The sequence below is a fragment of the Mycobacterium sp. pUA109 genome, assembly GCF_041287095.1.
GTDB lineage: Bacteria > Actinomycetota > Actinomycetes > Mycobacteriales > Mycobacteriaceae > Mycobacterium.
In genome coordinates this window covers 152967-166049 of the sequence record NZ_JBGGKS010000009.1, presented here as the reverse complement: position 1 = coordinate 166049, position 13083 = coordinate 152967, and the positions used below count along the sequence as shown (strand labels likewise).

The following is a 13083-nucleotide window of genomic DNA, read 5'->3' as shown; positions in this document are numbered from 1 at the left end:
CGCCGTGATTGTGCTGTTGCCGCCCTCGGAGACCAAACGTGGTGGTGGCGAGGGCCCGCCGCTGCGGCTGGACGAGCTCAGTGCGCCGGCATTGACCCCGGTGCGCACCGCGCTGGTCGATGAGCTCGTCGCCCTGGCCGGCGACCGCGCCGCCAGCCGACGGGCGTTGGGGCTGTCCGCATCGCAGGACGCCGAGATCGACCGCAATGCGGCGCTGCGCGCCGCGCCGACGTTGCCGGCCATCCGCCGCTACACCGGGGTGCTGTATGACGCGCTCGATGTCGAGTCGCTGCACGGCGCGGCGGCCGCCCGCGCCACCGCGCGGCTGGCGGTCGGTTCGGCGCTGTTCGGGCTGCTGCGCGCCGAGGATCCGGTGCCGGCCTATCGGCTCTCGGCGACCTCCAAGCTGCCCGGACAACCCAGTTTGACGGCGCGGTGGCGGCCGGCGCTGGAACCGGTGCTGACCCAGCTCGCCGCCGGCGAGTTGGTCGTCGACCTGCGCTCCGGTTCGTACGCCGCGCTGGGCAGGCTGCCGGGCGCCGTCCGCGTCGACGTGGTCGCCGAGCACGCCGACGGCCGACGCAGCACGGTCAGCCATTTCAACAAGGCGCACAAGGGCCGGCTGGCGCGGGCGCTGGCCACCAGCCGCGCCGAACCCGCCGACGCCGCGGCGGTGGCCGGCATTGCCCGCCGGGCCGGCATGCGGGTGGAACGCCACGACAGCCAGCTGACCGTGGTGGTGCCCGCCTAACGGCCTAGCGCTTTGAGGTCCGCGAGCGACTCGCGGATGAGGTCCGGGAGGTCCTGGCGGTTCGCGTCGTCGATCCAGCGTTCGAACGCCACCTTGAACACCGCGACCCCGGCCTCGGCGGCCAGCCGTGCCGCCGGATCCGCCACGCCGCGGCCGCGCAACGCGTCGGCCATCCCCGCGGCGAGCGACGCCAGCTTGGCCAGCTCCCGTTCCTGTAACGCCGGGTTGGCGGCGATGACGGCCTGACGCTGCCGGGCCCGCTCCCGCCGGTCGTGGAACAGGTCGCTGGCCGCGGTCAGACCCGCCGCGACCGCATCCAGCGGCGCCGCCGATTCCGGCGCGCCGGCCACCGCGTGCACGAACAGCTCGTGCAGCGCCCCCTCCCCCCAGAACAGCACCTCGCGCTTATCGGCGAAGTGCCGGAAGAAGGTTCGTTCGGTGAGCCCGGCCCGCTGGGCGATCTCGGCCACCGTCGTCTGATCGAACCCGCGCTCGTGGTAGAGCTCCAGCGCCGCCTGCTCCAGGCGGCCGCGTGCATTGGGTTCCCAACGACTCATGCGCCCAATTCTAGGTGATGACAGTGACTGCCATCAGTGCTATGGTTGATGACAGTAACTGTCATTGCCGCTTCGGGCGGCTTCTCGGAAGGTGGAAATATGCGGGTATTCGTCACCGGGGCCTCCGGTTTTGTGGGCTCCGCCGTGGTCGCCGAACTGCTCGACGCCGGACATCAGGTCGTCGGCCTGGCGCGCTCGGATTCTTCGGCCCGGGCGCTGGCGGACGCCGGGGCCCAGGTGCATCGCGGCGATCTGGGCGACCCGGACAGCCTGTGCGCGGGCGCCGCCGGGTCCGACGGCGTCGTGCACCTGGCGTTCAACCATGACTTCACCGACTACGCCGGCGCGGGCCAGACCGATCGGCGCGCCATCGAGGCGCTCGGTGCGGCGCTGGCCGGGTCCGGTCGTCCCCTCGTCGTCACCGCCGGCCTCGGCGGTGCCGCCGTGGACGGGGTAATCACCGAAACCGATCCGGCGGACCCGGCCCTGCCGCGCGCCTCGGAGGCGGCGGCGCTGCCGTTGGCGGCGCAGGGGGTGCGCGCGTCGGTGGTGCGGTTGTCACCGTCGGTGCACGGCGAGGGCGATCACGGCTTCGTTCCCCGGCTGATCGACATCGCCCGAGACAAGGGCGTTTCGGCCTACCCGGGCGACGGATCCAACCGCTGGCCGGCCGTACACCGACTCGACGCCGCGCAGCTGTTCCGGTCGGCCCTCGAGCAGGCGCCCGCCGGCACCATCTGGCACGGCGTCGCCGAGGAGGGCATCCCGGTCCGCGACATCGCCACCGTCATCGGCCGGCACCTGAACCTGCCGGTGACCTCGATCCCCGTCGAGCAGGCCTTCGACCACTTCGGTTGGCTCGGCGCGTTTTTCGCGCTCGACATCCGAGCCTCCAGCGCCCTGACCCAGCAGCGGCTGGGCTGGCGACCGACCCGGCCGGGCCTGCTCGCGGACCTCGACCAGGGCCACTACTTCGCCGAGGATTTGGAAAGACTTTGAGACGGGCGACTACTGCTTCGCTGATCGACCATCCGCGGAAATAGAGGTGCTCCTCGCAGCGGGCCGTAGTCAGCAGCTGCAAAGGCTGCCGCGGCTGCCGATAGCAGCGCCAGGATGAGGGCTGGCTGGCGGCTGGCGTGAGCTGGGAAGTCGTAAAACAGCAACCAAGCCAGAGTCACCGTGGTGATTACACCAAGAAGGTCGGTGGCGCCGATAATCGAAACATCCGGCCTGTTTAGGCCGAACTGTCCGCCGGTGATCGCCGTGGTCAATGCGCACGCGGCGACGAGCACGCAGAGCGGAAAAGTGAGCTTCCACAACTCCCAGCCGCCGCGATCGGCGCTCTGAACACTGGTCCAGGGCAGAAGCAATGCCATGATCATCGAGACGCCGGCTGCGCCGCAGACCAGCCGTCGGAGCAATGTGGTCATCTCGTCCTCCTAAGGTCCTACCAGGGATCGTCCCGGCCCAAGGTCATGTTGTCGATTACCTCGGGGTAATCGAGCTGCGAACCCGGTGCGGTTACAGTCAGTGCCGATGGCGACCACCGGCTCCGCTCCTCAGGTCGGGCCGCTGCTGCGGGAGTGGCGCCAGCGACGGCGGCTGACCCAGCTAGAGCTTGCTCTCGATGCGGGTGTATCGGCGCGCCATCTGAGTTTCGTCGAGACCGGCCGCTCCAAGCCCGGGCGGGACATGCTGCTGCGGGTTGGCGACCGCCTCGAGATCCCGTTCCGGGAGCGCAACCGGCTGCTGCTCGCCGCCGGGCACGCGCCAGCATTCCCCGAGCACCCGTTCGGCGCACCCGAACTCGCTCCGGTCCGTGAGGCACTGGAGCGGATTCTGAAAAGTCACGAGCCGTATCCGGCGGTGGTCTTCGACCGTCACTGGTACCTGGTCGCCGCCAACGCCGCCATCCAACCGTTCATCGAAGGCATCGATCCCGCACTCCTCGACCCTCCGGTCAACGTCCTGGGCGTCGGCCTGGCGTTGATGTCGCGCATCATCAACGCCCGCGACGTGATGGCCTACTTTCGTGATCGCGTTCAACGCCAACTCGCCGTCACCGCAGACGAGCAGCTCGCACAGCTCCTTGAGGCGTTTGAGCACCACATGCCTGTCGACGACGAGCGCGATCCGGCAAGCGAATCCGACTTCGCGCAGAGCCTCGGCCCGGTCAGAGTCCGGGCGCCCGACGGCGGCGAGTGGTCGTTCTTTGGCATGTTCGGCACGTTCGACATGCCGTTTGAAGTCACGATTTCAGAATTGGCGATCGAGTTGCTCTTTCCCGCCGATCGTGCGACTGCGGATGCGTTTGAATCCCTTGCGCGAGACCGCGAAGAGCGTTAATCGGACCCACCCGGCTACGGGCCGATTCGTTACCTACGACTGTCTGGGCGGCATCCAGGGACGCCAGCGCGGTAGCCAGGCCGGCACGTTGCGTCGGTATTCGTCGTATTGGCTGCCGTACTGGCGGGCCAGCGTCGGTTCCTCGTACCAGCGAATGAACGCCGCTGTGACGACCCACGCGATGGCGGCGTAGAGCAACACACCGGGACTACCGAACAGCACTGCCTGACCCACAATCATGAACAACAGTCCGACATACATCGGGTTGCGCACGAAGCGGTAGAACCCGGTGATCACCAGGTGCTGTGTCGGCGCGAGCGGCATGGGTGTGCCGAGCGCCTTGGCGAACTGCACGAATGAATGGACCAGCGGGACAAGGCCGATAACGATCAGCAGAACGCCCACGGCCTGCGCAAGCCGCCACGCCGGAGTGAAACCGGCCAGCTCCCAGCGGCTTATCAGCCACGGGATCACCCCCACGACGGTGCCGGGAGCCACCACAAAGAACGTCGCCGTACCCGCGGCGGCCACCGACCTGCGCATCGTCTCATCCCCTTGCGCTTCGCCCGTTAAAGCACCGGTTCCCCCTGGATGAATTGCAGCACTCGCGCCACCGGTCCCGCCAGGGCATCGGTGGTGGACAATGGCCGAATGGTGGCGGTGCGGCGCATGGTCGGTTCTGTAGTTGTGTTGATGTGCGGCACCGGCGGTGTGAGTACGGCCGCGCCCGCGGTGCCCCCGGTCAGCCCGCAAGCCCGCGCGGCCGGGTTGGTCGACGTCCGCAGCGTCGTTCCGAGCGCCCTGATCGACCTGCGCTATGCGACCCCGAACAATTTTGTCGGCACCCCGTTGTATCCCGCCGATGCCCGCTGCCTGGTGCACGAATCGCTGGCGTCGGGTCTCACCGCGGCCTCCGCAGCGCTCGCGCGGCAGGGCCGGGTACTGCTGTTCTGGGACTGCTACCGGCCGCATGCGGTGCAGGTCCGGATGTTCGAGGCGGTCCCCAACCCGAACTGGGTGGCCCGGCCCGGCCAGTTTGCGCGCAGCCACGAGGCCGGCCGCTCGGTGGATGTGACGATGGCCAGCGCCGACGGGCGCCTTGCCGACATGGGCACTGACTTCGACGACTTCTCGCCCCGCGCTTTGGCGTTCGCCACCGACGGCGTCGACCCGCAGGCGGTGGCCAACCGCGCCGCGCTGCGCGACGCGATGACCGCGGGCGGGTTGACGGTCTACTCCGGTGAGTGGTGGCATTTCGACGGTCCCGGCGCCGGTGTCGATCGGCCCATTCTCGACGCGCCGGTGAACTGAGCCGGCGAGGGTTGGTCGCTTAGACCAGCACCAACAGAAACGCGGTGATCAGCAGCCCCAACAATGCGGCCGTCGAAATGGCCGAGCGGATCGCATTAGCGCCGTAATTCACACCATCCGACGCGAGGTGCACGTACGGGTCTTCGACGAGCAGACGATTGTTCATGCTCAGTTCCTCACACCAGAAAACACCGACGCGGCCTGCAACCACGGTGACGTCGTTTCCATTCCCGGCCGCGCCGACCGGTTAGACGTACCGGTTGCGGCCGGCCAGCGCCCCCATCACGATCTGCACCAGATACACGGCGAGCATCATCAGCCACGGCGCGGTCCAGGCGCCGGTCAGGTCGTGCAACAGACCGAACAGGAACGGGCCCACCCCGGCGAGCAGATAGCCGAAACCCTGCGCCATCCCGGACAGCCGCACGGTGTCCTCGGTGTTGCGGGCCCGCAGCGCGATCACGGTGAGGGCCAACGAAAACACGCTCATGCCCAGCCCGACCAGCACGCTCCACAGCAGTGGCGCGGCGGCCGGGGCGAGCAGCAGGCCCACCACCCCGGCCAGCCCGAACACGCCCAGCCCCACGATCCATCCGGTCTGGCTGTACTGGCGGGCGGCCAGCGGGGAGACGAACAGGCTGATCGGCACCGCGATCAGCGAGATCAGTCCCAGCAGCAGCCCGGCGCGTCCCTCGCTCATTCCGGTGTCGATGAGCACCTCGGGCAGCCAGCCCATCACCACGTACGCCAGAAACGACTGGGTGCCAAAAAACAGCGCGACCGTCCAGGCCAGCTTGCTGCGCAGCAGCGACCGGCCCCGCGACGCGGTCGTCGACATCGCGGCGTCGCCGGTCCCGAAACCGCGGGAGCCGATCAGCCACGCCACGAACGCGACGACGGCCAGCACGCTCCACGCGCCCAGTGCCGGGCGCCAGCCGCCGAACACGTGGTCGAGGGTCGGGGTGAGCCCGGAGCCCAATGCCCCGCCGCCCTGCAGCGCCGCCGTGTAGATGCCGGTCATCACCCCCACGTGGGCGGGGAACGACCCCTTGATGACCACCGGGATCAGCACGTTGACCAGCGCGATACCGGCGGTCGCGATCAGCGTGCCGCCGATCACCACCGCCGGGCCGTCGAGCACCCGCACCAGAAGTCCCACGGTGAGCGTGACCAGGGCGACCGAGATGGCCCGGCCCAGCCCGATGCGCCGCGACAACCACGGTGCGGCCAGTCCCGCCGCGGCAAAACACAATCCGGGCAACGTGGTCAGCACACCCGCCCAGATCGCCGAGGCGCCCAGCGCGCCGCGCATCTCCGGCAGCAGCGGCCCCACGCTGGTGATCGCCGGGCGCAGGTTCAGCGCGGTCAACACCACCGCCACGGCGAGCACCACGCCGCCGGCGGCCAGCGCCGCGGGCCGCAGTTCGGTGGCGCCCTCCAGTTCCAGTTCGAGGTCGTGCTCGTACTGGTCGAGGATGTCGCTCCGGTCTGCGCAGGTCACTTGGGGTATGATCCCATACATCCCATGATTGGATGAAGGGAGCACGGTGTGCCGTTGGTCACCACGCACCGCGCCGGCCTCGTTGACCAGGCCATTGGGCAGCTGCGCGACTCCGTGACGTCCGGGGAGTGGCCCGTCGGGTCCCGGATTCCGACCGAACCGGAGCTGGCGCAGGCCCTCGGGGTCGGCCGCAACACCGTGCGCGAGGCGGTGCGCGCGCTGGCCCACAGCGGGATCTTGGAGGTCCGGCAGGGCGACGGCACCTACGTGCGGGCCACCAGCGAGGTCTCCGGCGCGCTGCGTCGGCTGTGCGGTTCGGAGTTGCGTGACGTGCTGCAGGTGCGGCGCTGCCTGGAGGTGGAGGGCGCCCGGCTGGCCGCCGCCGCCCGCACCGAGCAGGATCTCGGCGAGCTGCGCACCCTGTTGGAGCGCCGCGATGCCCTGCAGCGCCAGGGTCGGCGCGACGAATTCGTCCGGGCCGACACCGAACTGCACTTCGCGGTGGTGCGCTGCGCGCACAACCCGGTGTTGACCGAGCTGTACCGCGGGCTCACCGAGGTGATCATGGCCAGCGTGGCGACGACGAGCGCCAAACCGGTGGAGGCCGACCGGATCGGGCACCACGACCTCATCGCGGCGATCGCCGCGGGCGACGTCGAGTCGGCCGGGCGTGAGGCGGGCGGCTTCCTCGACGAGCTGCTGGGCCAGTTGCCCGAGCCGCGCTGACTCGAATCAGGCCGTCTAGCTATCCGCTGTCGGCGTCGCGCCTGAGATGCCGTTCCACCGACTCCACCTTCGCAGTCATGGCGCCGACCGCACCGGCCCGCCAATCGGCCTTGATCACCGTGCTGACCCGGGGCGCGCGAGCCGCGACGGCTTCCACGGCACGCTGCACCACGGTCATCACCTCGGTCCAGGTGTCGCCTTCGATCACCGTGAACATGGCATCGGTCTTGTTGGGTAACCCGGATTCCCGGACCACCTTCACCGCTTCGGCGACGATCTCCCCGACGCCCTCGCCGACGCCCAGCGGTGTGACGGAAAACGCGACCAGGACAGACATCTACCTCACCTCCGGCATCAGGCCGAGCCTACCCGGGCTGGCCACCCGCACGCACCGATGGCAGCATCGACGCCCATGCGGGTTCTGGTGCAACGGGTCTCATCGGCCAGCGTGTCGGTCGATGGCCAGGTCGTCGGTGCGGTCCGACCTGAGCGGCATGGACTGCTGGCATTCGTCGGTGTCACCCACAGCGACGACGTCGACAAGGCGCAGCGACTGGCCGAAAAGCTTTGGCGGCTGCGCATTCTCGATGGCGAACAGGCCGCCGCCGACGTGGGAGCGCCGATCCTGGTGGTCAGCCAGTTCACCCTATACGCCGACACCGCCAAGGGCCGGCGGCCGTCCTGGAACGCCGCCGCGCCGGGCCCGGTCGCCGAGCCGCTGGTCGCGGCCTTCGCGGAGGCGTTGCGGGCGCTGGGTGCGCAGGTGGAAACCGGGGTGTTCGGCGCGCACATGCAGATCGAGCTGGTGAACGACGGTCCGGTGACCGTGTTGCTGGAGCTGTGATCCAGCGTCCGCAGATTGTTAACGTCAGCGCAAGGTATCGAGTGATTCGCCTTCGTGCATTGTCTCGGTGACGGACGCATTCGACGAAAGATCCACCCCGTGGCGCAAACCCCCCTGGCCGGTCGGCCGGACGGTGTAGCGGCCATCGTCGAGCCGGATCGTCGTCCGCATGGTGACATCTTAGTGGCTCTGCAAGTCATCAAGATGTCAGCAGTGCGGAGCGCCCGCCACACCACAACTGGCAAAGCGGGGGGATCGGCACACCACGCGTGCAACACTCTTGCGCATGGTTGTCGCAATTGACCGGCCCAAGATCGAAGGCAACATCGCCGTCGGCGAGGACCGCCAGATCGGGTTCGCGGAGTTCGGCGACCCGCAGGGTCGCACCATTTTCTGGCTGCACGGCACGCCGGGGGCCCGCCGGCAGATCCCGACCGAGGCGCGGGTGTTCGCCCAGCACCACGGCATCCGGCTGATCGGCGTCGACCGGCCCGGGACCGGATCGTCGACGCCCCACCAGTACGAAACCCTCTCGGCGTTCGCCGACGACCTGCGCACCATCGCCGACACCTTCGGCACCGACAAGATGGCGGTGGTCGGGCTGTCCGGCGGCGGCCCGTACGCCCTGGCATGCGCGGCCGCCATGCCCGACCGGGTGGTCGCCGCCGGGGTGCTCGGCGGTGTCGCCCCGACCAGCGGCCCCGACGCGATCGGCGGCGGTGTGGTGGCGTTGGCCGCACTGGTCGCACCGCTGCTGCAGGTGGCCGGCACCCCGCTGCGCCTAACCGCCAGCGCGGTGATCCGGACCATCCGGCCGCTCGCCTCCCCCGCGCTGCGGCTGTACGCGCGGGTCTCCCCGGAAGCCGACCGCCGCCTGCTGCTGCGGCCCGAGTTCGGGGCGATGTTCCTCGACGACCTGCTCAACGGCAGCCGCAAACAACTGGGCGCACCGTTCGCCGACGTCGTGCTGTTCTCCCGCGATTGGGGATTCCGGCTCGACGAGGTCAAGGTGCCGGTGCGCTGGTGGCACGGCGACCACGACCACATCGTGCCGTTCGCGCACGGGGAGCACGTGGTGTCCCGGCTGCCCGACGCCGAGCTGCACCACCTGCCGGGCGAAAGCCATCTCGCCGGGCTGGGCCGCGGCGAGGAGATCCTGCGCACCATGATTGAAATCTGGGACAGCCACGGGCAGAAGTGATTTCGCCCACCGTCCGGCTCGGGACTCGCTACGCGGCCGGGTTGGCGTTCGCCCACCTGCTCACCGCCGTCGAGGTCGTCGCGGTGATGGTGTCACTCAGCGGCGAGACACAAGCCGGCCTGAGCACGCTATGGGGCGCGGACACCCTGATCACCACGGCGGTGCTCGTCGGGGTGGGCACCGTGGTGGCGGCGGTGGCCGGCGCGGTGACGATCGCGTCCTCGCTGCAATGGTTTGTGGCCGGGCGCGAACCCGACCTGCGGCAGCGCCGCATCGCCATCAATCTGGTGCGCAACCAGTCGGCGATCCTATTGTCGACGTGGGTCGGCGGCGGTGTCGTCGTGCTGATCGCCCTGGGCGCCGGCGCCCGGTTGACGCTGTTGGTGGTGCTGGCCATCGTGTTCGGCGGAACGGCCACGGTGTGCACCAGCCTGCTGTTCACCCAACGCACGTTGCGTCCCATCGTGGCCGCGGCATCGGCGGATTTCGAGAGCCGCGAGACGGCCCCCGGTGTGCTGGCCCGGCTGGTGACGATGTGGGTGGTGACCAGTGCGCTGCCCAGTGCGGCCGTCGTGATGCTGATCGTCTGCCGGTGGAACGGCTGGATTCTTGAGCGGACCGCATCGGTGGAGCTGCCGGTGCTGGTGGTCTCGTTCGTCGCGCTGTTTTTGGGGCTGCGGGCGATGATCCTGGTGGCGCGCTCGATCTCGGACCCGGTCCGCGACGTCGTCGAGGCGATGGCCGAGATCGAACACGGCCACCTGGACAACGTGGTCGACGTGTATGAGCAATCCGAAATCGGGCGGCTGCAAAGCGGATTCAACCGGATGGTGGCCGGCCTCAAGGAGCGCGACCGGCTACGCGACCTGTTCGGCCGGCACGTCGGCACCGCCGTCGCCAACCGCGCGGTGCAAGCCGGGGAGACGCTGACCGGCGATGTGCGGCAGGTGGCCATCCTGTTCATCGACCTGGCCGGGTCAACCACGCTGACCGCCTCCCGTCCCCCCGAAGAGGTCGCCGAGGTGCTCAACGACTTCTTCCGCATCGTCGTCGCCGCCGTCGACCAGCGGTACGGGTTGATCAACAAGTTCCAGGGCGACGCGGCGCTGGCCGTGTTCGGTGCGCCGCTGCGCACCGACGGCGCGGCCTCGGCGGCGTTGGCGACCGCACGCGACCTGCGCCACCAGCTGCGCCGGTTGCCGATGGTGGATTTCGGGATCGGGGTCTCCGCCGGACCGGTGTTCGCCGGCAATATCGGCAGCGAAAACCGCTACGAGTACACCGTGATCGGCGACGCCGTCAACGAGGCGGCACGGCTGGCCGATCACGCCAAGGCCACCGACGCCCGAGTGCTGTGCTCGCGGACCGCGCTGACCCAGGCCGACCCCGACGAACAACGGCGGTGGGCCGCGCACGGCTCGGCGGTGCTGCGCGGCCGGGTCGCGGCGACCCACATGTCGGCTCCGGTGCTCACCGAGTAGCCAGCGACCACTGTGGTGAGCGGCCCAGATGCGCCAGGATGCGGTCGAAGTCGGTCGCGTCGCCGCGGATCGGTTGGGCCAACCCGAAGGGGGCGTTGTCCATGGTGCGGAACTCGCCGTCGGGGATGGCGAACACCAGCGGCAGCGCCGCCGCGACCACCTCGGTCGGCAGCTCAAACGGCGCGCCGATGCTGCGGGCGACGTCCCAGCCGTGCACCACGTAGTCCACGAAGTGGAATCCGATCGCCAGCGCGCCGGGGAAAACCGCCTCCGCGGCCAGCTCGGGCAACGCGAACGGCGCGTCGAGCACCCCGTCGGCCGCGAACGCGTCGACCACCTCCGTCGCCGCCGCCGCGTACGCACCCGCCGGATCGTCCCGGACCGCTCCGGCCACCGCGGCGACGTCCCACACCGCGAGCGCGGCGCCGCGTCCCCGCGCGGCCGCCGCGAAGCCGCGGTGCTGCACGGTCATATGGGCCAGCAGGTCCGCGAGGTCCCAGCCGGCGCACGGCGTCGGGCGCGCCAGGTCGTCGCGCGACACCAGTTTCACCGCGTCGACGCTGGCTTGGACGGCGATGCGGTGCAGCGGCCGCAGGTCCGCCCCGATTCCCTCATTAATATTCATCGGCTTATCGTACGCGTCTGCATATCGTTGGTCAATGGTTAGCATCTCCGCCATGACGTCGCGGACGAAGCGCGCCGACTTGGCGGCCATGCTTGCTCCGTTGGTGCGCGAGCTGATCGCCGCCGAACTTCCGGTGCTGGAGGCCCACGGGCTGTCGATGTGGGCGTACACCGTGCTGCTGGCACTGGACCGCTCCCCCATGCGCACCCAGGCAGCCCTGGCCGAGGCGATCGGCGCGGATAAGACCCGGATCATCCCCACCCTCGACGAGCTGCAGCAGCGGGGCTATATCGAACGCCGGCCCGACCCCGACGATCGCCGGGTGCGCCTGCTGGCGATTACTTCGTCCGGGCGGGACGTCAAAGATGCTGTCCAAGAAGAGATTCAGCGGGGTGAGGAGCAATGGTTGGGAACGTTGTCCACCGACGACCGGCGCGCATTTTTGCGCGCACTCCAGCAGCTCAGCCCGGGGCAGTGACGCGATGACGCGGCTGTCCGCCGACCAGCGCAACTCCTTTGTGGCGGCGCTGTTGGGGTGGACGATGGACGCCTTCGACTACTTCATCGTGGTGCTGGTCTACGCCGACATCGCCGAAAGCTTTGGGCGCAGCACCACCGAAGTTGCATTCCTCACCACCGCGACCTTGGCCATGCGCCCGGTGGGCGCCCTGCTGTTCGGGCTGTGGGCCGACCGGGTCGGTCGGCGGGTGCCGTTGATGGTCGACGTGGTGTTCTACTCGGTGGTCGGGTTCCTGTGTGCGTTCGCACCCAACTTCACCGTGCTGGTGATCCTGCGGCTGTTGTACGGCGTTGGGATGGGCGCCGAGTGGGGATTGGGCGCCGCGCTGGCGATGGAGAAGGTCCCCGTCGAGCGGCGCGGGTTCTTCTCCGGGCTGCTGCAGGAGGGCTACCTGTTCGGGTATCTGTTGGCGACGTTGGCGTCGCTGCTGGTGACGAACTGGCTGGGGTTGTCGTGGCGCTGGCTGTTCGGGTTGAGCATCCTTCCGGCGTTGGTCAGCCTGATCATCCGGTTCCGGGTCAAGGAGTCCGAGGTGTGGGAGGCCGCCCACGACCGGATGCGGGTGACCCGTACCAGGATTCGCGACGTGCTGCGCGATGCGCGGATTATCCGCCGGTTCCTCTATCTGGTGGTGCTGATGACCGCGTTCAACTGGATGAGTCACGGCACCCAGGACGTGTACCCGACGTTCCTGTCCGCCGTCCACCATGACGGGGCCGGGCTGTCCAGCGCGACCGCCAAGTGGATCGTGGTGATCTACAACCTCGGCGGCATGATCGGCGGGCTGGTGTTCGGTTCGTTGTCCCAGCGCTACGGCCGCCGCTACACCATCGTGTTCTGCGCGCTGGCCGGGCTGCCGATCGTGCCGCTGTTCGCCTACTCGCAGGCGGCCGCGCTGTTGTGCCTGGGCGCGTTTTTGATGTTCGCCGTCGTGCAGGGGGCGTGGGGGGTGATCCCGGCGCACCTGACCGAAATGTCGCCGGACGCGGTCCGCGGTTTCTATCCCGGGGTGACCTACCAGCTGGGCAATCTGTTGCCGGCGTTGAACCTGCCGTTGCAGGAGCATTTGGCCGCGTCGCGTGGCTATCCGTTCGCGCTGGCGGTCACGATCGGCCCGGTGCTGGTGGTGGTCGCCGTCTTATCGCTGCTGGGTAAGGACGCGACCGGAATCCGGTTCGGGACCCAGCCGAGCGCCGATCTGGTGCGCGAGGCGCCGTGAA

18 protein-coding genes are annotated in these 13083 nt (G+C 69.3%); 10 read left to right on the top strand and 8 right to left on the bottom strand.

Going from position 1 to position 13083, the window contains the following annotated elements; all coding sequences use genetic code 11:
* The first annotated feature begins 4 nt into the window (after positions 1-4).
* Entirely contained in the window at positions 5-751 is a 747-nt protein-coding gene (gene yaaA, locus ACAG26_RS12670; RefSeq protein WP_370482632.1) for a peroxide stress protein YaaA, read from the top strand.
* On the opposite strand, the gene ACAG26_RS12665 is transcribed toward yaaA, so the two are convergent.
* Positions 748-1308, bottom strand: coding sequence for a TetR family transcriptional regulator (locus ACAG26_RS12665; RefSeq protein ID WP_370482630.1), 561 nt, complete (start codon positions 1306-1308; stop codon positions 748-750). The genes yaaA and ACAG26_RS12665 overlap by 4 nt on opposite strands.
* 99 nt (positions 1309-1407) lie before the next feature.
* Between ACAG26_RS12665 and ACAG26_RS12660 the strand changes: the two genes are divergently transcribed.
* Entirely contained in the window at positions 1408-2307 is a 900-nt protein-coding gene (locus tag ACAG26_RS12660; protein WP_370482629.1) for an SDR family oxidoreductase, read from the top strand.
* On the opposite strand, the gene ACAG26_RS12655 is transcribed toward ACAG26_RS12660, so the two are convergent.
* Positions 2277-2738: a hypothetical protein gene (locus ACAG26_RS12655; RefSeq protein ID WP_370482628.1), complete on the bottom strand. Its 462-nt coding sequence runs from the start codon at positions 2736-2738 to the stop codon at positions 2277-2279. The two genes, ACAG26_RS12660 and ACAG26_RS12655, sit on opposite strands and share 31 nt — an antisense overlap.
* Positions 2739-2844: 106 nt before the next feature.
* Between ACAG26_RS12655 and ACAG26_RS12650 the strand changes: the two genes are divergently transcribed.
* Entirely contained in the window at positions 2845-3654 is an 810-nt protein-coding gene (locus ACAG26_RS12650; protein ID WP_370482626.1) for a helix-turn-helix domain-containing protein, read from the top strand.
* A 33-nt stretch (positions 3655-3687) separates the two neighbouring features.
* Here the strand turns inward: ACAG26_RS12650 and ACAG26_RS12645 are convergent, their stop codons facing one another.
* Positions 3688-4197, bottom strand: coding sequence for an isoprenylcysteine carboxylmethyltransferase family protein (locus ACAG26_RS12645; protein ID WP_370482624.1), 510 nt, complete (start codon positions 4195-4197; stop codon positions 3688-3690).
* A 126-nt stretch (positions 4198-4323) separates the two neighbouring features.
* Here ACAG26_RS12645 and ACAG26_RS12640 point away from each other — a divergent pair, with 126 nt between their 5' ends.
* Positions 4324-4965 carry a M15 family metallopeptidase gene (locus ACAG26_RS12640; RefSeq protein ID WP_370482623.1) on the top strand — a complete coding sequence of 214 codons (642 nt, stop codon included), beginning with the start codon at positions 4324-4326 and terminating at the stop codon, positions 4963-4965.
* A gap of 19 nt (positions 4966-4984) precedes the next feature.
* Here the strand turns inward: ACAG26_RS12640 and ACAG26_RS12635 are convergent, their stop codons facing one another.
* Entirely contained in the window at positions 4985-5131 is a 147-nt protein-coding gene (locus ACAG26_RS12635; RefSeq protein ID WP_370482621.1) for a hypothetical protein, read from the bottom strand.
* 81 nt (positions 5132-5212) lie between these two features.
* Entirely contained in the window at positions 5213-6487 is a 1275-nt protein-coding gene (locus tag ACAG26_RS12630) for a CynX/NimT family MFS transporter (RefSeq protein ID WP_370482620.1), read from the bottom strand.
* 27 nt (positions 6488-6514) lie between these two features.
* Here ACAG26_RS12630 and ACAG26_RS12625 point away from each other — a divergent pair, with 27 nt between their 5' ends.
* Complete coding sequence (locus tag ACAG26_RS12625) at positions 6515-7192, top strand: FadR/GntR family transcriptional regulator (protein WP_370482619.1); 678 nt, start codon at positions 6515-6517, stop codon at positions 7190-7192.
* 19 nt (positions 7193-7211) lie between these two features.
* On the opposite strand, the gene ACAG26_RS12620 is transcribed toward ACAG26_RS12625, so the two are convergent.
* Positions 7212-7529: an MTH1187 family thiamine-binding protein gene (locus tag ACAG26_RS12620; protein WP_370482617.1), complete on the bottom strand. Its 318-nt coding sequence runs from the start codon at positions 7527-7529 to the stop codon at positions 7212-7214.
* A gap of 75 nt (positions 7530-7604) precedes the next feature.
* Here ACAG26_RS12620 and dtd point away from each other — a divergent pair, with 75 nt between their 5' ends.
* Positions 7605-8036 carry a D-aminoacyl-tRNA deacylase gene (gene dtd, locus ACAG26_RS12615; RefSeq protein WP_370482615.1) on the top strand — a complete coding sequence of 144 codons (432 nt, stop codon included), beginning with the start codon at positions 7605-7607 and terminating at the stop codon, positions 8034-8036.
* A gap of 24 nt (positions 8037-8060) precedes the next feature.
* Here dtd and ACAG26_RS12610 read toward each other — a convergent pair whose 3' ends face one another.
* Complete coding sequence (locus ACAG26_RS12610; RefSeq protein WP_370482614.1) at positions 8061-8207, bottom strand: hypothetical protein; 147 nt, start codon at positions 8205-8207, stop codon at positions 8061-8063.
* Positions 8208-8322: 115 nt separating this feature from the next.
* Between ACAG26_RS12610 and ACAG26_RS12605 the strand changes: the two genes are divergently transcribed.
* Positions 8323-9237, top strand: a complete 915-nt coding sequence (locus ACAG26_RS12605; RefSeq protein ID WP_370482612.1) for an alpha/beta fold hydrolase — start codon at positions 8323-8325, stop codon at positions 9235-9237.
* A 41-nt stretch (positions 9238-9278) separates the two neighbouring features.
* A complete protein-coding gene (locus tag ACAG26_RS12600) occupies positions 9279-10718 on the top strand; it encodes an adenylate/guanylate cyclase domain-containing protein (protein ID WP_370482747.1) in 1440 nt (479 codons plus the stop codon).
* Here the strand turns inward: ACAG26_RS12600 and ACAG26_RS12595 are convergent.
* Complete coding sequence (locus ACAG26_RS12595) at positions 10708-11343, bottom strand: TIGR03086 family metal-binding protein (protein ID WP_370482611.1); 636 nt, start codon at positions 11341-11343, stop codon at positions 10708-10710. The genes ACAG26_RS12600 and ACAG26_RS12595 overlap by 11 nt on opposite strands.
* 52 nt (positions 11344-11395) lie before the next feature.
* On the opposite strand from ACAG26_RS12595, the gene ACAG26_RS12590 reads away from it, so the two are divergent.
* Both ACAG26_RS12590 and ACAG26_RS12585 read left to right on the top strand, forming a co-directional pair.
* A complete protein-coding gene (locus tag ACAG26_RS12590; RefSeq protein ID WP_370482610.1) occupies positions 11396-11821 on the top strand; it encodes a MarR family winged helix-turn-helix transcriptional regulator in 426 nt (141 codons plus the stop codon).
* Between the two features lie 4 nt (positions 11822-11825).
* Entirely contained in the window at positions 11826-13082 is a 1257-nt protein-coding gene (locus ACAG26_RS12585; RefSeq protein WP_370482609.1) for an MFS transporter, read from the top strand.
* The last annotated feature ends 1 nt before the right edge of the window (position 13083 follow it).